Source organism: Clostridium sp. AUH-JLR23, from assembly GCF_964238065.1.
Taxonomy (GTDB): Bacteria; Bacillota_I; Bacilli_A; order Erysipelotrichales; family Coprobacillaceae; genus Allocoprobacillus; species Allocoprobacillus merdigallinarum.
This window is the reverse complement of record NZ_CAXSKY010000023.1, coordinates 1-23,926: the sequence shown is the minus strand read 5'-3', so window position 1 is coordinate 23,926 and position 23,926 is coordinate 1. Positions and strand designations below refer to the sequence as shown.

The 23,926-nt window shown below is 28.4% G+C and carries 22 protein-coding genes and 1 tRNA gene; 3 read left to right on the top strand and 20 right to left on the bottom strand.

What is annotated here, in order from left to right; genetic code table 11:
• The first annotated feature begins 60 nt into the window (after nt 1-60).
• Complete coding sequence (locus ACESR5_RS10715) at nt 61-363, top strand: hypothetical protein (RefSeq protein WP_129737865.1); 303 nt, start codon at nt 61-63, stop codon at nt 361-363.
• 43 nt (nt 364-406) lie between these two features.
• Here ACESR5_RS10715 and ACESR5_RS10710 read toward each other — a convergent pair whose 3' ends face one another.
• The 3 genes from ACESR5_RS10710 to ACESR5_RS10700 all read right to left on the bottom strand — a co-directional run bounded on the left by ACESR5_RS10710 (nt 407) and on the right by ACESR5_RS10700 (nt 3,281).
• Complete coding sequence (locus tag ACESR5_RS10710; protein ID WP_373155673.1) at nt 407-1,879, bottom strand: glycoside hydrolase family 1 protein; 1,473 nt, start codon at nt 1,877-1,879, stop codon at nt 407-409.
• A 93-nt stretch (nt 1,880-1,972) separates the two neighbouring features.
• Nucleotides 1,973-2,842 carry a methionyl aminopeptidase gene (locus ACESR5_RS10705; protein WP_191341332.1) on the bottom strand — a complete coding sequence of 290 codons (870 nt, stop codon included), beginning with the start codon at nt 2,840-2,842 and terminating at the stop codon, nt 1,973-1,975.
• Between the two features lie 363 nt (nt 2,843-3,205).
• A tRNA-Lys gene (locus tag ACESR5_RS10700) sits at nt 3,206-3,281 on the bottom strand.
• Between the two features lie 104 nt (nt 3,282-3,385).
• Between ACESR5_RS10700 and ACESR5_RS10695 the strand changes: the two genes are divergently transcribed.
• Nucleotides 3,386-4,900 (top strand): HAD hydrolase-like protein, encoded by a 1,515-nt coding sequence (locus tag ACESR5_RS10695; protein WP_373155670.1) that lies wholly within the window; start codon nt 3,386-3,388, stop codon nt 4,898-4,900.
• Nucleotides 4,884-5,405, top strand: coding sequence for a phosphatase PAP2 family protein (locus ACESR5_RS10690; protein WP_129737870.1), 522 nt, complete (start codon nt 4,884-4,886; stop codon nt 5,403-5,405). Before ACESR5_RS10695 ends, ACESR5_RS10690 begins: the two co-directional genes overlap by 17 nt.
• 64 nt (nt 5,406-5,469) lie before the next feature.
• On the opposite strand, the gene ACESR5_RS10685 is transcribed toward ACESR5_RS10690, so the two are convergent.
• From ACESR5_RS10685 to pyrF, 17 genes are all read right to left on the bottom strand, one after another.
• On the bottom strand, nt 5,470-6,195 hold the full coding sequence (locus ACESR5_RS10685; RefSeq protein ID WP_087245442.1) for a CPBP family intramembrane glutamic endopeptidase: 726 nt from the start codon (nt 6,193-6,195) through the stop codon (nt 5,470-5,472).
• The gene (locus tag ACESR5_RS10680) at nt 6,188-7,063 is read right to left on the bottom strand and encodes a DUF975 family protein (RefSeq protein ID WP_087245444.1); all 876 of its coding nucleotides are present in this window, start codon (nt 7,061-7,063) and stop codon (nt 6,188-6,190) included. The genes ACESR5_RS10685 and ACESR5_RS10680 overlap by 8 nt, the downstream gene beginning before the upstream one ends.
• A 39-nt stretch (nt 7,064-7,102) precedes the next feature.
• Entirely contained in the window at nt 7,103-7,435 is a 333-nt protein-coding gene (locus ACESR5_RS10675) for a type II toxin-antitoxin system PemK/MazF family toxin (RefSeq protein ID WP_087245446.1), read from the bottom strand.
• A 134-nt stretch (nt 7,436-7,569) separates the two neighbouring features.
• A complete protein-coding gene (gene tagD / locus ACESR5_RS10670) occupies nt 7,570-9,027 on the bottom strand; it encodes a glycerol-3-phosphate cytidylyltransferase (protein WP_191340741.1) in 1,458 nt (485 codons plus the stop codon).
• Nucleotides 9,020-10,132 (bottom strand): CDP-glycerol glycerophosphotransferase family protein, encoded by a 1,113-nt coding sequence (locus tag ACESR5_RS10665; protein WP_373155666.1) that lies wholly within the window; start codon nt 10,130-10,132, stop codon nt 9,020-9,022. The genes tagD (ACESR5_RS10670) and ACESR5_RS10665 overlap by 8 nt, the downstream gene beginning before the upstream one ends.
• Nucleotides 10,133-10,425: 293 nt before the next feature.
• On the bottom strand, nt 10,426-11,625 hold the full coding sequence (locus ACESR5_RS10660; RefSeq protein ID WP_373155663.1) for a CDP-glycerol glycerophosphotransferase family protein: 1,200 nt from the start codon (nt 11,623-11,625) through the stop codon (nt 10,426-10,428).
• A 354-nt stretch (nt 11,626-11,979) separates the two neighbouring features.
• Complete coding sequence (locus ACESR5_RS10655) at nt 11,980-13,473, bottom strand: Ig-like domain-containing protein (RefSeq protein ID WP_373155661.1); 1,494 nt, start codon at nt 13,471-13,473, stop codon at nt 11,980-11,982.
• Between the two features lie 697 nt (nt 13,474-14,170).
• Nucleotides 14,171-16,798 (bottom strand): CDP-glycerol glycerophosphotransferase family protein, encoded by a 2,628-nt coding sequence (locus tag ACESR5_RS10650; protein ID WP_373155659.1) that lies wholly within the window; start codon nt 16,796-16,798, stop codon nt 14,171-14,173.
• Nucleotides 16,799-16,823: 25 nt separating this feature from the next.
• Nucleotides 16,824-17,213 carry a glycerol-3-phosphate cytidylyltransferase gene (tagD, locus tag ACESR5_RS10645; RefSeq protein WP_373155656.1) on the bottom strand — a complete coding sequence of 130 codons (390 nt, stop codon included), beginning with the start codon at nt 17,211-17,213 and terminating at the stop codon, nt 16,824-16,826.
• A 23-nt stretch (nt 17,214-17,236) separates the two neighbouring features.
• Nucleotides 17,237-18,049, bottom strand: a complete 813-nt coding sequence (locus tag ACESR5_RS10640) for an ABC transporter ATP-binding protein (RefSeq protein ID WP_373155655.1) — start codon at nt 18,047-18,049, stop codon at nt 17,237-17,239.
• Nucleotides 18,050-18,061: 12 nt separating this feature from the next.
• On the bottom strand, nt 18,062-18,886 hold the full coding sequence (locus ACESR5_RS10635; protein WP_373155652.1) for an ABC transporter permease: 825 nt from the start codon (nt 18,884-18,886) through the stop codon (nt 18,062-18,064).
• Between the two features lie 64 nt (nt 18,887-18,950).
• On the bottom strand, nt 18,951-19,298 hold the full coding sequence (locus ACESR5_RS10630) for an EamA family transporter (RefSeq protein ID WP_373155649.1): 348 nt from the start codon (nt 19,296-19,298) through the stop codon (nt 18,951-18,953).
• A complete protein-coding gene (locus ACESR5_RS10625; protein WP_373155646.1) occupies nt 19,295-19,657 on the bottom strand; it encodes a DUF2304 domain-containing protein in 363 nt (120 codons plus the stop codon). Before ACESR5_RS10625 ends, ACESR5_RS10630 begins: the two co-directional genes overlap by 4 nt.
• 2 nt (nt 19,658-19,659) lie before the next feature.
• Nucleotides 19,660-20,364 (bottom strand): glycosyltransferase family 2 protein, encoded by a 705-nt coding sequence (locus ACESR5_RS10620; protein ID WP_087298049.1) that lies wholly within the window; start codon nt 20,362-20,364, stop codon nt 19,660-19,662.
• Entirely contained in the window at nt 20,357-22,288 is a 1,932-nt protein-coding gene (locus ACESR5_RS10615; protein WP_373155644.1) for a DUF6020 family protein, read from the bottom strand. The genes ACESR5_RS10620 and ACESR5_RS10615 overlap by 8 nt, the downstream gene beginning before the upstream one ends.
• 120 nt (nt 22,289-22,408) lie before the next feature.
• Nucleotides 22,409-23,041, bottom strand: a complete 633-nt coding sequence (pyrE, locus tag ACESR5_RS10610) for an orotate phosphoribosyltransferase (protein ID WP_373155642.1) — start codon at nt 23,039-23,041, stop codon at nt 22,409-22,411.
• 6 nt (nt 23,042-23,047) lie between these two features.
• Entirely contained in the window at nt 23,048-23,758 is a 711-nt protein-coding gene (gene pyrF / locus ACESR5_RS10605; protein WP_373155639.1) for an orotidine-5'-phosphate decarboxylase, read from the bottom strand.
• Between the last annotated feature and the right edge of the window lie 168 nt (nt 23,759-23,926).

Sequence of the window (23,926 nt, the reverse complement as noted above, 5' to 3'; positions counted from 1 at the left end):
TGAAATACATCTTTTCATCTACCAAAAATATGTTAAAATATCCTAGAAAGAAGGGATATTATGTTTTTTAGACTTCATGTTATTATTTCAAGTGAAAATGAAAAAGATGAAAAACTGATTAAAGATTTACTTTACCAAATAAGACCAACATTGTCTATTTCACCTGCTAGAGAATATGCTGGTCTTAAAGATCATAGTGAATTTTATGCAACAGACGATATCACACCAGATCAAGTTCAACCCTTATTAGATCAATTGAATAATGATTGGGATGGTACACAGGATGATTGTATCTGTTATGGATTTAACACAAAGATGTTTCATGAACTGGTTTATTATTTAGGATTTACTTTATTTGAATAAAAAGTTTTAGGTACTTTTTTAATGACCTAAAACTTTTTTATATTTATAAAAGAATGTCTCCGTTACTTTCAATAATCTCTTTATAGCGATAATAAGAATTTTTGATATGACGTTCTAGAGTGCCATGACCATCATTAAAACGATCAACATAAACAAAACCATAACGTTTTTTCATTTCACCAGTACCCGCTGATACAACATCAATAGGTCCCCAATAAAGATATCCCATCACTTCTACACCATCAAGGATTGCTTCATGTACATATTTTAAATGATCTTCAACATATTTCATTCTAAAAGCATCATCAATATGTCCATTTTCATCAAGATTTTCATCTAAACCAATACCATTTTCAACAATAAATAATGGCAAATGATAACGATCATATAAAACATTTAATACATAACGAATACCTTGAGGATCAATTGGCCAAGACCAAGGCTTTGGTGAACATCCTTCAAGATATGGATTCTCTTTTCCAGTCAATCCGCCAGTATCCCCATGAACATCACTTTCTTTATCGTAAGTTGAAGAACGATAATAACTAAAAGAGAAAAATTCAACTGTATTTTCTTTCATTAATTGAAGTTCCTGATGATCCATCACTGGTTCAAAATGATGTTCATTCCAGACACGTTTAACATAACCTGGAATCTCACCAAAACAGAAAGCATCTCCAAAATAGAAATTAGACATTCTTACAGTATCAAATGCACCCCATACATTATCAGGATCACAGTTATATGGATAAGTTGCTACTGATGAACATGTTAACATGCATCCTACTTTGGCTTGTGGATCCACTTCATGACAAAGTTTCACTGTCCAGGCATTGGCTACACATAAATGATAATAAGCCTGCCATTTATCTTCAAATGTTGTTGATCCAATTGGATCTTCAGGATTTTCTGGATTTAATGTCAAAACGCCTCCTGCAACTAAAGGATTACGCATCATATTATTCACTTCATTAAAAGTCAACCAATATTTCACTTTCCCTTTATAACGCTCAAAGACAGTTGTCACATAACGCTTCCAAAAATCAATCAAACGATGATCACGCCATCCTCCATATTCTGTAATAAGATGTAATGGTGTTTCATAATGACTTAATGTAATAACTGGTTCCATATGCAACTCTAACATCTTATCAATTAAGCGATCATAAAATGCCAAACCTTTTTCATTAGGTTCTTCTTCATCGCCATTAGGGAAAATTCTACCCCAGGCAATAGAAGTTCTAAAACAATTAAATCCCATTCCAGCCATTAACTCTAAATCTTCTTCATAACGATGATAAAAATCAATAGCCTCATGACTTAAATAAACCTTATTGGGATCTAGACACATTTCGTATTTTTGCGTATCTTGATTCCATTTCAACCCAGGATCTTTAGATCCAATACCAACCATGACATCAGTTACATTAGGAGCCTTTCCATCTTCTAGCCATGCTCCTTCACATTGGTTTGCAGCAACTGCTCCTCCCCATAAAAAATTTTTAGGAAAACTCATTTTATATACCTCCTCTATGAAAAATATTTTACACCTTTTTCAATTGGAGATAATCATAATTTCATAAAAAGAAAATACCGAAATTAATCGGTATTACATAGAAAGAATTTCTACTCCTGTATCCGTCACTAAAAGTGTATGTTCCCATTGGGCTGATAATGAGCCATCATCTGTATAAGCTGTCCAATCATTAGAGCCAATATGAATAAAGCGCTCTCCTGCATTAATCATCGGTTCAATTGTTATCACCATACCTGGCACAAGCACAGTTGTAGGACAATGTGGATCAAAGTGAAGTACATAAGGATCTTCATGCATAGATAAACCGACACCATGTCCACAAAACTCTCTGACAACACTATATCCATATTGATGTGCATGCGTTTCAATAGCTCTACCAATATCACTAATGGTACTTTTGAATGGTTGAATAGATTCTATCCCCTTATATAAGCATTCACGTGTAACTGCAACCAGCTGTTTAGCTTCATCACTGACATTGCCGATCATGAACATACGTGAGGCATCAGCATAATATCCTTTATAACATGTCGTTGCGTCAACATTAATAATATCTCCATCCTTTAATATCACATCATCACTAGGAATCCCATGACAGACTTCATCATTAACAGATGTACAAATACTTTTAGGATAGCCTTCATAATGAAGATCAGCTGAAGAAGCATCATGACTATTTAAATATTCAACAGTCATATCATCTATCTGCTGAGTTGTCATCCCTGCACAAATATGTTCTTCAATATAATCTAATAACCCATTATTCACAATGGCAGCCTGTCTGATTCCTTCTATTTGCTTATCATTTTTAATCATTGCACGTTTTGGAATAACATATCCCTGTTTTTTTAAATATTGCAGTCTTTCATCAAATTTTTCATGACATTTTTTATATTTTTTATGACTCCCACACCAACATTCATCATTTCCAAATCTTTTCATATCATTTCCTTCTTTCAAGTTAAATATCGCTAACTATAAGTTTAAACCTCTTTTCTCTTATTGTAAATACAATCAAATAAAAAAATAAAAAATCAGAACAAATCTGATTTTTTATGTGTTGTCTTTGTGTGTTAAGAGATTGGTTTTGACAACATGAGATAGTGAGAATTATTCGAAATAAGGTATACCTTTATTTCAACTATTGCATAAACAGAACTGACACTAAGATGACTTACACAATAGCCACTATCATTCTAACAAAAATAACATATATAAAAATCATTTCGATATGAAATTTATATTAATTTTATGTAAAATATAAATAAAAAAGTCCACAATAACATGCAGACTTTTATTTTCTACTGGTCTCCCCGCACGGAATCGAACCGTGGACCCTCTGATTAAGAGTCAGATGCTCTGCCAGCTGAGCTACGGAGAGATGATTAACGAATATATAATACACTAAACTTTAAGAAAAATCAAGATATTTAAATGGAATATTTACATAATATTTGATATAATGTTAAGCATAAAGGTGGTGATATGATGTATAAACAATCTATTCAAAATATTCAGCTTGCTATTCTTCCATTAGACGGAACTATTTTTAACTTAAATAGATATAGATACAACTATACACATCATTTCTGCGAGAGTCATCATCTTAGCTATTCTCTAGATGATTTTTATCATCATCTTTCTAACATGTATGATATGTACAAAGACTGTCCTATCCAAACAATCATGAGCGAAGGACTTTTTAATGCAAAAATTGAAAGAGAAATGATGCAATATTTGACATATAAAGGTTTAAAGCCAAAAGATGGGCTGTTAGAATTGATTGAATATTTACACCAAAAAAATATTCCTATTGCAATTATATCTACTCATCGTCAAAAAGATGCCAAAACATATCTTTCTATGTGTCATCTTGATCAGAAAGTTCATTATATTATTGGTAGTGATATGGTCAGCATGCCTCTTCCTGCCACGGAAATTCTTGAAAATATAACTGAACATTTTCATATCAAACCTGAAAACACTTTAGTCATTTCTTCTTTTGAAGCTCTTAATAAAGCAAGTTGTCAATTACATATGAATGTCATTTTCTGTGAAGATTTAAAACCAGCTGGAACATATGAAAAAGAAACGTCTTATCAGACCTGTCATAATCTTTTTGAAGTTTTAAATGTGCTTTTATTTGATCGTTATAATGAAATGGATATGTATTCTGCTTTGCTTGGAATGCATAAACATATGTCTAAGCAAGAATTAGAACAAGTCAAAGATAAATGGCAAAAGGACTATCCTGATGATTCACAGTTAAATCAAATTGTGAATCAAACCTATGCATATCATTTATCCCATCTTAATGAACCTGTTGTTAAGGATGGGAGTGTCTATATGCAAAAGACACGTCCTAGAAAAACATTTCAATTTGATGATGAAAATGAACAAAAAGATTTCTTTCAAGAATCTACACCTCAAGAGAAAAAAGAAGAAGACACTTCATCTACAAAAAAACAAACTTTTTCTTCATTAAATAAACAGGAAGAAGAGGAACTCACTGCTCTACTTTCACAAATCAATTATAAAAATCATTCTCCTGTTATTCATGAAGAACAAACAGATGAATCTCAAATTGATATCACAGATGATGAAGAAGATAGTGATACATCTTTTTCGTGGTTAAATCTTGTTTTTAATTTTATTTATATTGTTGCAACTTCATTTTTGATTATTTTTGTAGGAATTATTGTTTATATTGCTTTTATTCCTCAATTTGAAAATGATCAGGGGTTCTTCCATATTTTAGCTCTTCTATTTCAAGGATATTATAGTATAATAGAGGCCTGCTTTAAGGTATTCTTTAACAGTTTGCATACTATTATACCTATGATACCATCCTACCAGGATTACATTATGCATAATCAGATGTTTTCTTTAGATGGTGTTCAACTTTTCAATATTTTTATTTTTCAGATTATTCTTATTAGTTTTATCAAAATCATTATTTATATTTTAAGGAGAGATTCCGATAATGAAGACTATTCTTAATCAAATCCATCGTTTGGATTTACGTGTATCTTTTTACATGATCAGTTTGTATCACCATCATGTACTTAACCGCATTATGAAGTTCATCAGTTCATGTGGTGATTTTGGTATTATATGGCTTATTATTATTTTATTAACCAATGTAATTCCTGCAGCCCGTTCCATGTCTATTCATATGCTGATGGCATTGATTGTTTCTGCGCTTATTGGACAAATTTCAATCAAATCTCTTATCAAAAGAAAACGTCCATGTCATCTGTATCCCGAAGTTCAATTACTTGTTCCAACTCCAAATGACTCATCATTTCCTTCTAGCCACACAACCTCTTCTTTTGCATGTAGCACTATTCTTTTTCTTTTCTTCCCTACATATGGTCTTTTCGCTTATCTTTTTGCCTTTCTTATTGGTTTATCTAGAATTTATTTATTTGTTCATTTTTTGAGTGATGTTATTTGTGGTATGATTTTAGGAATCAGTATTGGAATTCTTATTTATTTGATATAGGCAACCCTTTGGGGTTGCTTTTTTTGTATGAAAAAAGGTTTTTGACTTTTCAAAAACCTTTACACTACAATAACACTAAACACATCGAAATGATATTATTCATCATATGCGATAAAATGGGAACATATATATTATTTTGTTTTTCATATAAATAACTTAATGCAAATCCCATCAATCCATAAGAAAAAATTTGTACCCATTCTAAAAGATTGCCTGCAAAAACAGCTGACATAATATGAATAAAACCAAATATAAAGGCTGAAATCAAATGTGCCATCTTTGGATTCCATTCATAAATCCATCCAAAAACAATCCCTCTAAATAACATTTCCTCCACAATAGGTGCCAATATACATGATACAAAAATCATAATCACTGGATAGGAAGTTGTGATAGATTCAATTAACTGCTGATTTTCACTTGTCTGATTTCCACCTAATGCCAGTGTCAGCAATCCACCAATAATTTGACAAACATAAATCAATAAAACACCTACAATACAACCATAAAACAAATTGTTTTTGATATTTTTCTTAAAATCTTTAAACTGTTCAATCATACTATCTTTCAATAACCAGCCAGCTAAAACCAATAAGATCAAATCAAAAATAAGATTTAAATAGGCATTTAATTGATTATAATCAAACTGAATATGAAATTGTAAAATAATAAATTTAAACAGAGCACTCAAAATCAATGAACCACAATACATATAAAGTGGTAAAATCACTAAAATAAACATCCATTTCACTTGAGTTGGCACTCTTCTACTAAAATGTTGGTTAAACATGATTTTCATCTCCACCGTATGTCTGATGATGATCATAACGATAATATGCTAATTCTTCAAAGAAAATAGCTTTTGATAATTGATAACGTGGTAAATAAGTATAAACCCCAATAATACCTGTAATAATAGCACTTATTAAAGCGCCTAAAATAGGTAAAAACATCAATAATCGATTTAATCCCATTTGAATAATCATCAATCCAAGAATCCATCCTAAAAATGAAAGATTTAATTTAATATAATCAAAAATATGTCCTTTCATAAAACGATAAGATTCTTTAATAGCCATTAAATTTGTCATTTGATATCTTTCAAGTAAATATGGAACTGCAAACAAATAAGAAGATATCACAAACACAATAACAATCATAAGCATATAAAACAATATAAATGCAGCTAAAAGTGATGGTGATTGACTGAAAATACTCAATAATACTTGTGTATAATTTCCTGATAATGATATTTCATTAGCAAAACTATCTAATTGAATTCCTGATAAAAAAGCACCAAAAATCATCATTAAAATAAACATAGCAGCAAAAGTAATAAAAAATAAAACAATGTTATTCAATAAATATGTAGAAAACAATCCTTTAAATCTTTTAAACCCTACAAGAGCATCATCATCAGATAATAATGAAGATTGATTTCTAACCATTTTTAATGAACTGACAACATATCCATGTGAAACAGCAATAAAAGCAAGACTTATTATGATATAAATTATGCGTGATAATATATCATGTCCTGTACTAAATAAAGTTGGAATCAATTCCAACAATACTAATATCATAAGAATACGTATATATTGTTGCTTATCAACACTCAACAGTTGATTGGCTCTTTCTTTAATCTTTCTAATATTCATCTATATCACTCCTTAATTGCAACCATTATATCATATCTCTTATTTAATGTCTAAACTTGTTTTAATGGCCGAATTCACTTTATCCATCAAGGATTCTGACAAGACTCCTAAACGTTCATCTATTCTTTTTTTATCAATTGTTCGTATCTGTTCTAACAAGATGACTGATTTCTTTTCTAAAAATGGTGTTTCAATAATCACATGTGTTGGTAAATCATTTTTTGTCATTCTTGAAGAAATAGGTGCTACAATCACCGTCGTCGAATATTTATTTCCTTTATTGTTTTGTAAGATTAATACGGGTCTATATCCTCCTTGCTCACTTCCTATAACTGGCGATAAATCTGCATAATAAATTTCTCCCCTATTCATAATGTCCTCCTATCATACAACTAATATATGAATAGAAAAAGAATTTAGAACAAAAGATAAAAACATAATGATATATAAAAAGTCCACTATCAGAAGTGAACTCTTTAACTTTATAACATCAATGTTCATGCATTTTATTCATGTAAATCTTTTTTTATACGCGATGTTGAAATTTCAGGTGTTCTAGGCAAATAAACGACTTCAACACCTTGATCACGTAAATAATCAAACTGTCCTTCCCAATCGTCACCCATTACAAAAACATCAATATGATACTGCTGACAGTCTTCCTTCTTTTGATCCCAGTTTTCTTCAGGTATAACAAGATCAACATATCTCATAGCCTCTAGTAAAGATTTTCTCTCGGCATAACTAAAATAACACTCTTTATGCTTTTGTAATTTAACAAATTCATCTGTTGATAAAGCAACAATAAGGTAATCACCTAAAGCTTTTGCACGTCTTAATAAATTGATATGTCCATAATGCAAAAGATCAAATGTTCCATATGTAATGACTCTTTTCATTTTTACACCCCTTTGATTTTTCATTTCTCTATTTTCATGAACAAGTTCTAATATTGAAAAAGGAATTTCAGATTTACTTTTTCTCTGGAATAATCTTTGAACCGATAATTGTGGTTCCAAACCAAATTTCACAACATCATATACCGCTCTAATGATTGGCAATTCAACATGATAACGAGCACTTAAAAGATCGGCAGCATCTAATGCATTAATTCCTTCAACAACCATTCCTACTTTTTTTATGGCTTCATTCACTTCATATCCTTGACCAATATACGTTCCACATTGATTATTACGACTATTTTGACTTGTACATGTGACAACTAAATCACCTAACCCTGCCAGTCCATAGAAAGTATGAATAGAACATCCCATAGCAATTCCTAAACGTGATATTTCATGAATTCCTCTTGTCACTAAAGCTGCAATCGCATTATCTCCATAACCTAAACCATGAGAAATACCAGCTGCTAAAGCGATAATATTTTTCATAGAACCACAAACTTCTACACCTTTAATATCTTTATTTGTATAAACACGCATAAAAGAACTCGTGAATATATCCTGAACCTTTTGGGCAATCAATTCATCTACTGAAGCTGATACAATAGTAGATGGTAAACCTATTGAAACTTCTTCTGCATGAGTGGGTCCAGATAAAGCAACAATATGACCATATTCAAAATCCATCTGATCTTGAATTTCAGAATAAATGATTTCTGACATTGTCATTAATGTTTGAGCTTCCATTCCTTTTGCGACATCAACAATAATATGTTCAGGTTTTAAGTATGGAATTATTTTTCTCGTTGTTTCTCTTACAAAAATAGATGGAACAGCCATAACAATAACTTCTACATCATCTAAAGTATCTGATAAATCACAGGACAATTGTATAGATGAAGAAATGATTGCATCTTTTAATTTAGGATGTTTATGATTTTTTTGAATATATTCAATTTCTTCAGGAATCGCTGACCATGCTTTCACACAATGTTTTTCACTTAACATGTTTGCAAGCGCTATTCCCCATGTTCCAGTTCCAATAATTGCTATTTTACTCATTGATATCATTCTCCATTTCACATAATTTTTCCACCAGTTCTACAACACGTAATGTACTATGACCATCATGAATTTCAAAAAATTGATTCTTCATTTTTTGAAACAGATCTTCATCAACATGATAAGTTTGTAATGACTGTACAACGTCTTCTTCACAATAACAAACTGGATAACCTAAATCCCTCACATCTACAAATACCCCTAAATCTTGACAATACTGCTCATAATCAGGAATATAGAAAAGCATCGGTTTCTTTAAAATCATAAAATCAAAAACAATAGATGAATAATCCGAAATCAAATAATCACTTATACAAAATAATTCATGTGTATCTTCATGATTCATATTCAAAATACGATTATCTTTTTGTAAATGATAATTTCCCATTAAAGGATGAAATTTATATATCAACACAAAATCATCGCTTAACTGATTCATCACTTTTTGAGCATCAAAATGAATCGCTGAAAATCCTTTATATATATTCCCTCTAAAAGTCGGTGCATACAAAATAATCTTCTTATTTTTCAGCATTGGATATTTTTGATAAAGTTTTTCTTTCGTTTCATCAATCCATTGTTGATGAAATAATTCATCAGTTCTTGGCATTCCCACAGGCAAGACTTGTTCTTGTTGAACACTAAATGCTTGACTATATGCTTCCTTCCAATAAGATGAAGTTGTTAAAACATAGTCATAATTAGAAATAGGATACTGACGTTCAATCACATTACCAAATTTCTTTATAGCTCCACAAGCATGCCATACCTGAATCACTTGTACCCCTTTTCTTTTAAAATGTGAAACCACATAGTTATTATCATGTAAAAAAATAATTTTTGATGTATATACATAATACAATTGTTTCATACAATTGATAAAATATAAAAACTGTCCCCATAAATTCTTCTTGTAATGAATGAGACATAAACGCACATCATATTTTTCTAGTGGCAATTGTTGATAAATCTTTAAAAAATCAGATGTCAAATGATTATCTTCTAAAGATATAAAAGTGATTCTATTATTGTGAATCTTAAAAAATGAAATAAAAAAAACTTCAATTTTTAATACTATATTTAAAATAATCTTCTGTAATCCCATATTCAATCTCCTATGGCTCTATTTTAACATCTTTTTGTGCATTAAAAAAGAGTCTATCATAAAATAGGTTTATTTCATTCTTTCTTACTACTTATTATCCACATAAATAAAATCACTTATAAAAGTTTCTAACAAATATTTTTTTATTTTTCATCACCATATAAATGGTTATATTACTTTTTATAAAGATTTCAACATCTTTGATATGATGTTCATCTAAAATAAGAAAAAGCAAGAAGTTCCCTTCTTACTTTCCATCATATGATAAAACTATGTATCTGATTTCAAGAAAATTATTTTATATCTGAAAAAATAATATCAATAACTTTTTGAGCACAATTTCCTGTTTGCCAAGCATTAAATTTTTGATTAAAAGATTCTAAAAATGAATAATCATAAACACTCTCTTTAATATCTATTAAAAGCTTGCTTTCATCTTCATAAATTCTTCCAGGCAATTCTGTATATATGTCTAAATAAAAGCCTCTGAGTTCACCTTTATATTGGTCTAAATCGTACATATAGAAATAAATGGGACGATTTAACACGGCATAGTCAAAAAATACACTTGAATAATCAGTAACAAGAATATCGCTCATAACATAAAGCTCATTTATTTCAGCTTCAGCCTTCACAGAATACAAAAAGCCAGTTAAAGTTTCATCATTTTCATACTTATTAATAATAAGATAATGAGGTTTAAATACAACAACATAGTCATCACCTAACGCTTTTCTCCATTTATGAAAATCAGCTTCTAATTCAAAAGTATAGCCAGAAGCCACATATGAATTATCACGCCATGTTGGAGCATATAAAATTATTTTCTTATCTAAAGGTAAATGATATTTTTTCTTTAAACTGATGACATCTTCTTTTGTAGCATTCGTAATAAAATCATTTCTAGGATAACCTGTTTCAATTAAACGCTCTTTATTAATTTGAAATGATGTTTGAAAAACTTCAGTACAAAAGGCATTTGGAGAAATCATATAATTATATCTTTCAACATCTATATCATATGATTTTGTCATTTGTTCAAAAGACATACCAGATCTATAAAAAGTAGTATCTTCAGATGCTATAATATCATGCCCCAATCTTTTTAAAGGAGTCCCATGCCATGTCTGCAAATAAATTTGTTTATCTTTCTTGCATATATATGTAGGCATTTTACAATTGATGATCCAATATTTTGCTTTTGACATATAATAAAAATAAGGTAAGCTTAAGTATTCTTTAATTTCAGCTCCTTCTATTTTGACATTTTTCTTTTTATGATTTTTAATAAACCAAATAAACCTGTAATCATTAAATCTAGGATCTTTTCTCATCTGTTCATAAATAGCCCTTGGATTATCAGAATATCCTCTTCCATGAAAAGATATAAAGATAACCAATTTATCATCAATAGAGATAAAATGATATGTTAATTTATATAAAATTCTAATAATCGATCCAGCTAGTTTTTTTATTTTTCTTAAAACAAACATTTTCTCACTTCTCCAATCGTATATAGTTTATCACTAAATAAAAAAGGGAGCAACTCCCTTTTATTTGAATTTGGTTTTACTTTCATCTTTAAAAAACCATCTAAACTTATCAAACGCTAAACTATATTTTGATTTTTCTATATACATTATCAGACGTAACTTATATTTTTTATTGTCTTATTTTAGATCCATTTTTATAGGTATTTATGTAATTTTTTATATTTATTCTATTTCATTCATACATCTATAAAAAGACTTTGATTTGTATTAAGATTATAAATTATATCATCGTCAATTGACGTTTAAATTTTACAAAAATATAAATAATGAACTGCTAACTTTATCATGTATAATTTAATTATCTTTCCAAACAACAGCTTTCTTCCAATATTCAAATGGTACCATTTGTTTCCAAAAAGCTTCTATTGATTTCTTTTCTGCTGCATAAATATCCAATAATTTATATTTCTTATCAATTATCTCCTGTTTTAAATTAGATTCCAATGAAGAAGGAACTTCGTTTTTTTCATAAAATTTACCAAAATACAATAGTTTATCATATAAATTATTATTTTTTACACTTGATGTAACTATTTGACTAACAAACTTATGATGCCTATGCCCTGTTTCCCCTCTAGGACTATGTGTTACAATTTCATCCCAAGGTTTATAAGAAAGAACTAAATTTACTTCCTCTTTAACACCTTCCTTATTGTGATTCCAGTTACTTTTATTTCCATTTACCAAATCTGGATAAGGTAATATAATTCCCTTATCTTGTGTATATTCCAAAGCTTTATAAAACTCTTTTTTTCTAACAGAATTAAATTCATTTGTCATACATACAACAAAATATTTATCTTCCAACAAATGACCTCCGCCCCACAAGCTTTCATCATCTGGATGAGCAACAAACATAACTTTATTACATTCATCTATACCTGCGGTTTTTAATATCTCATTTGTCAAATAAGCTTTTTTTCTTGAAATATTAAGTTTAAATTTTTCTTTAGTATTACCATCCTCAGAAATCATATTAATAATTGTGATACCTGGTCTAATTGCCTTGATTTCACCTTTTTCATTTATCGAAGCAATAGTAGATTCACTTGAACTAAATTTAACACCTTTATTGTCTGCGTCTTCTGGAAAAACAGAAACATTTAAATTCATTTTGTCTCCTACTTCTAAAATATTTTTCTGATTTTTATTTACTATAATTTTCTGAACTTTCTTGATCTTATTAAATATATGTATATCATACTCTTCTTTAATATCAGTATTTTCAATTTGTACTGTAATCTTAGCTACGCCTTCACGGAGCATTTCTAACTTGCCAGAATCATCTATACTTGCAATATTAGTATTGCTGGACGAATAAATTAATCTATCACCTTTTGAAAAAGATTCATCTATACTTGCATCTAAATCATATACAGTATTAACTTCAAATTTTAAATTAGGTTTATTCTTTACATGAATACGTTGATATTTATCAAAATCATTTTTTTTATATGGTATATTCACACCTACTTTTTTTTGCTTCATTTTATTTTGGGTTCCTACATATATAAATGTCTTACCACTTTTTCTAGCAAAAATCTTTCCATTTTCATCAACACTTGCAATAGTTGGATCTTTTGATTCATATATTATGACCTCATTATTTTCATCTACTGCTCTCAATTGATATTCTTCACCTAATTCAAGATTTATATTATCTAGATTTTCAGCCAAATATATAGTATTCTTATTTATTACCACATGTCCAATAATAAAGATTGTTAAAATTATTACAATTAAAGTTAAGACATGATATGTATTTAACTTTTTTTTATTTCGTTTCATACTTCCCTCACTTTCGTATATTAAATATATATCACTAATATGGAATTTCTGTGTAATTCTACAAATTATGCATATACTTAAAATATCATTTTATACACTCTCCAAAATAACACTTATCTTAAACTAAATATGAATATTCTACATAAAAAATCAATATGCTTTTATATTTATAGATTATCTATAAAAAACAGGAGTATGTTTCATTTATAACTATCGGTATACTTTTTTTTTTTGATTGTAAAAAAGTTTTACATCTGATCTTCTTGACATTGATCTATGAAAAGATAATAAAATATCTTTCAAACTATTCATCCTTCCCATTTCATTATTTTTTGCTCATATAATGAGTAATACTTATCAATTAACATATATGAAAAATAGCGATATTAAAAAATCATCCATATTACAGATTTAATTCAAAAATTTAAAAGAATCAAAAATAAGTTCATACATTCACTAGATCCGCATTGTTTATATGTAAAAAATACTGCAAACGAGCATAAAAAAGCTATTAAATAGAAAAAAAGACGGCAAATAGTCATCAATCAAATATTATCTATTCAACTTTAAAAGGTCATTTAAAATAAAAGCGAGGTCAAAATACCCCGCTACTAACTTAAAACTTTTTAGTCTAAAATACCTATATGATAGTTATTTATTTTTAAACAAGAAATTGAAAAACTTAAATTTATATAATTTATCTCTTGTTGTTAAGTCTATCACTCAATCTGTTATATGAATTAACTAACCTTCTTGTAAATTTATTTGGATTCTCTCGATACTCTATCTTTTGTATCTGAATATGTGGTAAAAGATTATCAAATGCTCTCAGCATCAACGAATCAATATTAATAAAAGAAAATATTTTTGATATAAATAATTTCATTCGTTCAAATAAAGTATATGGAATATTTGGATTCGTTACCACATAACTTACATGATTATTATAATCATCTAATAACGTTTTTCTTAACAAATAGTTAAATTGATTTTTTAATAAAAACATAATAGGTTTATCCATATTCTTTACTTCTTCTAACTGTTTACAGTCTTTTCTTTCACAACATTTGCTTGGAAAATATAATGTATGTTTTATTAACTTATTTGAACTATAGTCAAATACTTGTAAATTGTTATTTTTTCCATCAAAGAAATAATCATTGAGAAGCTTTGTCGCATAAATATCATCATATTGTGTAAATTGATCATAATAATCTTGGCTTTCTTGAGATTGATCAACTTTCTTTCGTTTACCTTGAATATATTCTAACATATCTTCAATAGTATAAATTTTTTCAAAAGGTAAAGTACGTACATCAAAATATGTTCCTCTATTACTCATATATTCTTCATAATCATACATAAATAATACTATAGGTTTTTTTGTAATAGAATAATCAAAGAAAACACTTGAATAATCTGAAATAAGAATGTCTACACAATTTAAAAATTCATAATTATCAATATTCGGGAAATTTAAAATATGTTTATACCCTGAAATATCTATAGAATCCTTAACTAATGAGTGCAAATTCACATAAAACACCTGATTATCATTCAAAACATTATCGATTTTATTTAATATATCTTTTAATTGTTTTTCATATGTTTCATTAACTGCACCACTACTTTGTCCACCACGCCATGTTGGCATGTAGGCAAATACTTCTTTTCCTACTAGATCAAACTGTTCCCTTATTTTCATTGCTTCTTGCGTATTCATAAAGATAGTATTTCTTGGATAACCACATAAAACCGCTCTACCAGTAAAAAGTTTAAACAAATTATAATCTTCCATCATATGAACCATCGTAAAATCATTTGGAAAAAGCAAATCAGTACTATGCAAAAAGTTTCTTTGCATATTACTCATATCTTCGATACCTTCCACCATATTTTTACCTAATGTCTTTAATGGTGTACCATGCCAAGTATTTATGTATTTTTGACCATTTCTTCTTATAAAATATGGTGGGAATGATACATTGTTAACTAAATATTGACAAGTTGCTAAAATCTTAGCATATTCTTTAGTATTTAATTTTACAAGCGTTGCATTAATTTGATATTTATCTAATAATTCTTTATGTGTATCATAATTTTGAGTTGTTACATAAATTTTCATCTCAGGATGTGTTTTCGCTAATTCCCTCATCATATAAAATGGTGAATCAGATATTGTTGTACCATGAAACGATTCAAATAATACTGTATTTTCAATAATTTCACTATGCTTATAATGATATGCATAAGAATACTTCACTCGATTATTTCTAGAAAAAATCTTTCTTGCTTTTTTCATAGTTCTTTTTATCTTAGCACAAATCTTATGAATTGTATTAGGAACTAATATGGAAGCAAACCAATAAATTTTTTTCTTCATAAAGAATTGTTTAACAGGTTTACCCACATCATAAAATGTAAAATAATACGGATTATTTTTCCAGTCAGCAAAATATTTATTTAAATGTTTAAATCCTTCAGTCACAAAAGATATTTTCATTTTTGCATCTTTATACTTATGAAATTCTTTAAATCTAAATATGATATGTCTCATATTAATAAATAATAATTCATCATATAATTGATCAAATAAATTCAATTCTTTAAAGCGCTCATTCAACAATTGTAATGATTGGAATAACTGCAGTTGCTTGCGAGAATAAGTTGCTGTAATAGATCCTTTTCTTTTAAGAACATAATAAATTAATGGTTCATCAATTTTAGATACTTTATTTGCTTTTGCTAAAAGAGGATATATAGTAGGTATATCTTCCCAAATCCATCCTTTTGGGAATAAAAATTTTGTCTGTTCAAATAATGATCTATGATATATTTTATTCCAAGCATATGGAGCATTTAAATGGATTAAAGATGGGCATTCCAACACACTTTGATTATAAATATCAATATTACCTTTTTGTAACCATCTATATGTTCCATTTATTTCATTGACTCCATAGTATCCACAAACAACAATTTGTGATTGGGTATCAATAGCTTTATTGTACATTTTTTCTAGGAATGTACAATCCACATAATCATCACTATCTAAAAATGAAATATATTCACCTTTTGCATAAGGAATTCCATAATTTCTTGCATCAGATAGTCCACCATTTTCTTTAATCAACCCTACAATTTTATCAGGGTACATCTTTTGATATTTATCAATTATTTTTTGTGATTGATCAGGTGATCCATCGTTGACTAATATAATTTCATAACTATCTAATGTTTGATTGATTAAACTATCAATACAACGAGGCAAATACTCCTCAACATTATAAATAGGAACAATAACTGAAACTTTTATATCACTCACTATAAACATCCTTTCTATGCGAACTTTATTTCAACTTCAAATCTTTTTTTATTTGTGTTGTAGAAATATCAGGCGTCCTTGGCAAATAAACAACTTCGCAATAATCTTTTAAATAATCAAATTTTCCTTTCCAATCATCACCCATAACAAAAACATCAATATTATGAGTTTTTATATCATTTATTTTTTGATCCCATGAATTTTCAGGAATGACTTCATCAACATATTTAATTGCTTCTACAATTTGCATTCTTTCAGTATCAGGAATAGCACATTTTTTTCCTTTTATAGCATTAAAAGCATCGCTTGAGACTGCAACAACTAAGTAATCCCCTAACTCCTTAGCACGTTTTAGAATATTCAAATGTCCAACATGGAATAAATCAAATGTTCCATATGTAATAACTCTTTTCATTTTTAGATATACCTCTTTTCTCACTATCCGAATATTTTATCAAAAATTCCTCTTCTTTTAACATGGGGGATAATTCTTTTATTAAATTTCTCATCACGTTCTTTTTTCTTACCAGCATTATCCAAAGAATTATAATAATCAACGTATTCAGCATAATGATCGCAAACATCTTTAATATCACCATACTCTTTTAACATTCCGCCTTCTATCCACATTGCAGTATCACAAAAATCTCTAACCTGTGGTAAGGAATGTGATATAAAGACGATAGTCTTACCAGTTCTTTTTAATTCTTTCATTTTATTAATACATTTTTGTGCAAATCCTTTATCACCAACCGATAAAGCCTCATCAACAATTAAAATATCAGGATCTAAACACAGATTAATAGAGAATCCCAATCTTGATTTCATACCACTTGAATATTTTTTTACTGGTTGATATAAGAAATCACCAATCTCAGCAAATTCAATAACTCCTTCTGTAATTTCTTGTATACGTTTCTTTGATAAACCAAGCAATGCTCCTTTTAATTCTATATTTTCTAAACCTGTCAATTGTTGATTCAATCCAGTATTAATAGCAATTAAAGCCTGCTCACCATTAACAATCATTTGACCTTCATCTATCTCACTAATTCCTGCCAAAATAACCGACAATGTTGATTTTCCCGAACCATTTGTTCCAAGAATGCCTACAACTTCACCTTTAGGTATTTTAAAATTAATATCTTTTAACGCATAAAACCTTTTATCATTTGAATTTTTCTTATCTTTTGATTTTAAATTGTATATTTTAGAAACATGTTTAAATTCTATTGCATATTCTTTTTCCATGATTTACCTCACTTAAATTAAATCAATAAATTTATGTTTAAATTTATACATCATACAACTACCAAAAACAAACAAAATCAAAGTTATGATCCAAAAAGCAATCATCGAATGTGAATAAAATAAAATCCCTTTATGATAAAAGAAACAATCTCTATATCCTTGTACAACATAATAAATCGGATTAGCTTTCATAATCCACCCAACAAACTTTGGCATATGTGTCAACTGATTAATGTCCCACAAAATAGGTGTTAAATATAACAATAAACGCATACATGCTAAAACAAGTTTTCTCGTATCCCTTGCCAACATGTTTAATACTGATGTGGTTAATGATAAAGAAATTGAAAAAATAATTGCACATAACACATAATAAATCAAACCAAACCAATGTAAACTTGGATATATACCACCAAATAAGAAGACAATAACTAAAATAACCATCAAGCAAAAATGATTAAATAATTCTTTCATAACAACAGTAGCAGGTAAAATACTTACAGGAAATTTCATTTTTGTAATGACATTAACTTTTGAAAAAACAGCATTACATCCATTGGTAATACATGGAGATATAAAAAACCAAACAACCATTCCACCCATCATCCAGAAAATATATGGAATTGTCACACCATATGATGTAACAGCCTTTTTTTGAAAAACGATTCCAAATGCAAACCAATATGTTAAAACTTGAATTAATGGATGTGCAAAATTCCAAAACAATCCTAATTTAGAATCTCGCATATCCGCAAGAAGTTCATATTTAGAAATCGAATAAATTCTAAACAAATTATGAAAATTTTCTTGCAATACATATTTTATACTTTTAAACATAAATGTCCTCCAATGAGTATATTAAACTCTTTTTTCTTATAACACAAAAAGCAATATTATTATACTACTTTTGAACAACAAGTAACACACCTATAAAAATTATAATAACTCCTACCCATCTTAACATTGGTATTTGTTCATGAAATATAAATGCAGACACAATCATAACTACAGGAAAGGCCAATGCCTGAATAGGATAAGCAAAACTTATATCCACTTTACTTAATATATATAACCATAACATTGTTGTACCAGCATATAAACACAATGCAATTAATACAATTGGAGAAAACATTAGTCTAATCATATCAATTAGGCTAGTAATTTCTTTGCCGTTACTTCCTATTTTAAATAGAATTTGTCCACATACCATCATTAAAGTATTTACTAGACATAATATTAACATCTTCATGATATTTTCTCTCTTTCTTCCAATTCTCGTATTCTCTTTTCATAAATTGCCATTTTTTGAACCAAAATTCTTTGCTTTTCACCTAAATCAGAGACGGCAATTGTTAAAAACATAATAATTAATATTAAGAAAAACAAAATCAAAGCAAATACTCCATTCGTGAATTCAACAATTCCTAATAAATGTAAAGGTACTTCTAATATTGCCGGAAAAACAGCTATTAAAAACATAATTAATCCCGTAAAAAGCCATAATAATATATATTTTAAAGTAACTTTATTTTTTCTCAATAAAGAAAACAAACATATGAAATAAAAAATAATGGCTAGAATCATAGAAACTTGTAAAAGTCTATTCATGCCTACTTCTCCTTTCGATGACTAAATCGTTTAAAAATAATTGCAAGAGATACTTTTAACATATAATAGATAGATTTAAAACTATGTATTGAGCTTTGTCCTCCGATTCTTTCGTTCATAATAACAGGGACTTCTTTGATTCTTTGATGAAATAAAATAGCTGTGGCAAGAGCTTCTGGCTCAGGATAATCTTGAGCATAATCATTAGCATAAATATCAATTAAATTTTTATTAACTGCTCTATATCCACTTGTAACATCATAAACTTTTTCTTTATAAAATACTGATATACATGTACTAAGAATATTTATTCCTAATCTACGCAATGCCGAAGATTGAAATCCTTCTTTTTTAATAAATCTAGATCCAATACATACATCTGCTTCATTTGATAAAATTGGATTAATCAAATCTGTTATATATTGTGGATCATGTTGTCCATCTCCATCTATTTGAATAGCAATATCATAATCATTTTCTTTAGCATATTTATATCCAGATTGAACAGCACCACCTATACCTAAGTTAACTGGTAAATCTAAATAATTTACATTTGATTTTTTTAAGATATCCAAGGTATTATCTGTAGAACAATCATTGATAACAATATAATCAACAGAGATAGTTAATTTCTTAATAGAATCTATAACTTTTAATATACTTTCCTTTTCATTATAACAAGGAATGATAATTAAGATTTTAGACATTATTGACATCTCCTTCTTCATTTTGTATATGCAAAATATATGCAATCAATATTGGTACTCCTAAAATTAATGGATAAATATATCTCATCATAGTATTTGCTGGTGAAACCATGCATGTCAACAATAATACTATAAGAGGTGTATAAACTAATATTACAGATTTTTTTGATATATATATCAAATAAGCAATACTACAAATCATTAGCCATGTATAAAAACCAATACTTTCAGTTAAACCAAGGATTGGTATATCACGAACTATTTCTGGTATTTCATTAACAATACGACGTCCTGTTGATAAAACTTCTGGACTCGAAACACCATATCGTTTACCTGGTGGAGTAATTTCAGTATAGGCAATCCAGCTTTTTGCCTCAGGATAAAAATATCCATAACAATTATTCATAGTTGCCTGAACATATACTTCTGGATGAATGAATAACCATTTTGCCCAAACGCCTAAATAATCTCTCATTTCTTCAGCTGTTGCATCTTTCTTGTATGTTGCCTTTACTTTATCAGATAACTCTGGTTGATATCTTTCGTCTATTGTATCATAATTTAAGATCTTATTAATGATTATTCTGTCTTCTTCGGGGATTTCATCACCGTATTCCTTAACTAATCTAGCTGTTTGTTGAAAAGGTACAGAATACATTTCTCTTTTACTTCCAGGCGCAATTTTAAAATAAGGATAAATAACATTAGAAATAATAACAACAAATACAAATGCTGGTATAAATGTTGGGAAAATAATTTGTTTAATATATTTTCTAAAATAAATACATAACACAATATCTGTTGGTATTAAAACATAAGCTCCGTTATTTCTTAATAACATTAAAATTAGATTTATTACCGAAAAGTATATAAGCTTCTTTTTATTTCTGAAAAATATTTCAGGAGATCTAACCATCTCTAAAAGACATAATAAATACAATACAAACACAAAAGCAAAATTGACATCTTTTAAGGTCGTGACAGCATAATTAGCATTAACTGGGACTAATCCAAACAATAAAACCAAACCAACTCTTATGTATTTATGAACTCCCAATTGAGCCAACTTATATATAACATAAGACAATACTGCCGTAAACATTAAAGCTTGCCCATAACAGAAAATCATTAACCCTAACCATGGAAGATGCAATATATTTCCTATTTTCATACACCCAACTGCTAACAATGTCTGTAAAACAGGATTATTATTATTTAATGTTACAGATGGATCAATTAATGTGACTGCTCTTAAACTATATGTTTCAACTCCATAAAAACTATCTAACATATCAAAAAAATCATAGTTAGTAATACCAGGAAAATTGAAAATAAGAGAAGGTAACCAACATAGCAATATTATACCCATAACTACAAAAAAAGATTTCTTATTTGCAGTAAACCAATCTTTTTCCTGTAATTGAGTATGGAATAATTTTTTCGTACTTAAATAATAAAACAATAACCCCAATATAATAACGAAAAAAGAGGTATATCCTATAAATAAAACACAACCCTTCAAAACTGTTCTATAATTAGTAAAAATCAAATTCCAACTATCTGTTTTTGCAAACGATTCACCAAATACTTCAAAAAATGCAAATAGTAATGATGGAATTATAATACATTTTTTTAGTTTCTTATCTGCAATACTATTAAATTTTAAATATAAGCATATAAAAATTATAAAGATTACTAAAAATGCAACAGAACTCCCATCAAAAGACATTAAAAAATCTCCAATAAGAAATCTTATTTTATTTAAGTAAGAATCTAATATATGTATATCATTCTTAACTCCTAGATATTTACATATCTCTTGAAATGAATTGACTTCCAATTGAAAAAACATTGGTAACGTTGCAAAAAAACCAATAATAGCTGCTTTTATTACAAACAAAGAAGATTTATATTTTAATTTCATATTACACCACCTTATACGTTTTCTATGATATTCTACATCAATATACAATGAAATACAACAAAAAAAAGCAAGTAATAGAACCTTATAAAATGATTGATATAACTTGCTTTTTTATATTTCTTATTTATTCATCCAAGATTCATCATGAGGATCTTTTTTCCATGCTTTTAGTTTTTCTAAGTCAGCTGCTTCAATATATTTATGATCCACTGCAACCTGAATCAATGTATCATAGTTTGTTAATGTATGGAAACTGCATTCCTTAGCTGCAAAATTCTTTGTAGAATCTGCTAAACCATATGTAAAGATCGCAACCATTCCCAAAACTTCACATCCTGCTTCTCTTAAAGCATCAACACATTCCAATGATGAACCACCAGTTGAAATTAAATCTTCAACCACAACAACTTTCATACCTGGTTTCACTAAACCTTCAATACGATTATTTCTCCCATGTGATTTCGCTCCACCACGTACATAACCCATTGGTAAATCTAATATATCAGCTGCTAAGGCTGCATGTGCAATTCCTGCAGTTGCTGTTCCCATTAAACATTCACATGATGGATAATGTTCTTTAATAAGTTTTGCTAATCCTTGTTCAATATCTTTTCTGACTTCAGGATAAGATAATGTCAAACGATTATCACAATAAATTGGTGATTTAATACCTGATGCATAAGTAAAAGGCTCATTTGGTCTTAAAAAGACTGCTTGAATACTTAATAAATCTTTTGCTATTGTTTTTTCCATAATTCTCTACTCTCCTTGAAATTGTTTATAAACTTCTTTATATGTTGCGACTGGATCTTCAGCATTTGTAATTGTTCTTCCCACAACAATATAACTTGATGTTAACTCTTTTGCCATAGCTGGTGTTGTCACACGTTTTTGATCATTAACACTATCACTAGCAAGTCTAATTCCAGGTGTGACTGTTAAAAAATCCATTCCTAAATTTTCATGAATAATTTTTGATTCTAATGGTGAACACACAACACCATCTAATCCAGCTTCTTTTGCATTTTGAGCCCATTTTAAAACAACATTTTCTAATGGTTCATGAATTAATAATTCATCATCTAAAACTTTTTGATCTAATGATGTTAAACATGTTACAGCAATACATAAAGGACGCTTTCCACCTTGTGATCCTTCATTTAAACCTTCAATAGCGGCTTTCATCATTGCAATACTTCCTGAAGCATGAACATTAACCATATCAACATCTAATTTAGCTAATTGCTTCATGGCACTTTTTACAGTATTAGGAATATCATGTAATTTTAAATCAAGAAAAATTTTATGTCCTTTTTCTTTGATCATTTTAATCATTTCAATTCCTTCACCATAAAATAATTCCATTCCAATTTTGACATACAGTTTTTCATCTTCAAACTTATCTAGAAATGCTTTCACTTCATCTTTTGTTTGAAAATCTAAAGCAATACAAATTCTACTTTCGCTCATAATTCTCCTCCAAGACATATTTTTATATATTATAGCACAAAATATAAAAAATCTATAAACAAATTCACATTTGTTTATAGATTATATCTATTTAGTAAATTGAAAAACTAAATTCCATCCCTAAATCAATTTATATGGAATTTAATTTTACAAATCCAATGATAGAAT

Excerpts from the sequence above, each read along its gene's own strand:
- ACESR5_RS10715 (WP_129737865.1), top strand. The coding sequence starts at position 61 with ATGTTTTTTAGACTTCATGTTATTATTTCAAGTGAAAATGAAAAAGAT.
- ACESR5_RS10710 (WP_373155673.1), bottom strand. The coding sequence starts at position 1,879 with ATGAGTTTTCCTAAAAATTTTTTATGGGGAGGAGCAGTTGCTGCAAAC.
- ACESR5_RS10705 (WP_191341332.1), bottom strand. The coding sequence starts at position 2,842 with ATGAAAAGATTTGGAAATGATGAATGTTGGTGTGGGAGTCATAAAAAA.
- ACESR5_RS10695 (WP_373155670.1), top strand. The coding sequence starts at position 3,386 with ATGATGTATAAACAATCTATTCAAAATATTCAGCTTGCTATTCTTCCA.
- ACESR5_RS10690 (WP_129737870.1), top strand. The coding sequence starts at position 4,884 with ATGAAGACTATTCTTAATCAAATCCATCGTTTGGATTTACGTGTATCT.
- ACESR5_RS10685 (WP_087245442.1), bottom strand. The coding sequence starts at position 6,195 with ATGTTTAACCAACATTTTAGTAGAAGAGTGCCAACTCAAGTGAAATGG.
- ACESR5_RS10680 (WP_087245444.1), bottom strand. The coding sequence starts at position 7,063 with ATGAATATTAGAAAGATTAAAGAAAGAGCCAATCAACTGTTGAGTGTT.
- ACESR5_RS10675 (WP_087245446.1), bottom strand. The coding sequence starts at position 7,435 with ATGAATAGGGGAGAAATTTATTATGCAGATTTATCGCCAGTTATAGGA.
- tagD (WP_191340741.1), bottom strand. The coding sequence starts at position 9,027 with ATGAGTAAAATAGCAATTATTGGAACTGGAACATGGGGAATAGCGCTT.
- ACESR5_RS10665 (WP_373155666.1), bottom strand. The coding sequence starts at position 10,132 with ATGGGATTACAGAAGATTATTTTAAATATAGTATTAAAAATTGAAGTT.
- ACESR5_RS10660 (WP_373155663.1), bottom strand. The coding sequence starts at position 11,625 with ATGTTTGTTTTAAGAAAAATAAAAAAACTAGCTGGATCGATTATTAGA.
- ACESR5_RS10655 (WP_373155661.1), bottom strand. The coding sequence starts at position 13,473 with ATGAAACGAAATAAAAAAAAGTTAAATACATATCATGTCTTAACTTTA.
- tagD (WP_373155656.1), bottom strand. The coding sequence starts at position 17,213 with ATGAAAAGAGTTATTACATATGGAACATTTGATTTATTCCATGTTGGA.
- ACESR5_RS10640 (WP_373155655.1), bottom strand. The coding sequence starts at position 18,049 with ATGGAAAAAGAATATGCAATAGAATTTAAACATGTTTCTAAAATATAC.
- ACESR5_RS10635 (WP_373155652.1), bottom strand. The coding sequence starts at position 18,886 with ATGTTTAAAAGTATAAAATATGTATTGCAAGAAAATTTTCATAATTTG.
- ACESR5_RS10630 (WP_373155649.1), bottom strand. The coding sequence starts at position 19,298 with ATGAAGATGTTAATATTATGTCTAGTAAATACTTTAATGATGGTATGT.
- ACESR5_RS10625 (WP_373155646.1), bottom strand. The coding sequence starts at position 19,657 with ATGAATAGACTTTTACAAGTTTCTATGATTCTAGCCATTATTTTTTAT.
- ACESR5_RS10620 (WP_087298049.1), bottom strand. The coding sequence starts at position 20,364 with ATGTCTAAAATCTTAATTATCATTCCTTGTTATAATGAAAAGGAAAGT.
- ACESR5_RS10615 (WP_373155644.1), bottom strand. The coding sequence starts at position 22,288 with ATGAAATTAAAATATAAATCTTCTTTGTTTGTAATAAAAGCAGCTATT.
- pyrE (WP_373155642.1), bottom strand. The coding sequence starts at position 23,041 with ATGGAAAAAACAATAGCAAAAGATTTATTAAGTATTCAAGCAGTCTTT.
- pyrF (WP_373155639.1), bottom strand. The coding sequence starts at position 23,758 with ATGAGCGAAAGTAGAATTTGTATTGCTTTAGATTTTCAAACAAAAGAT.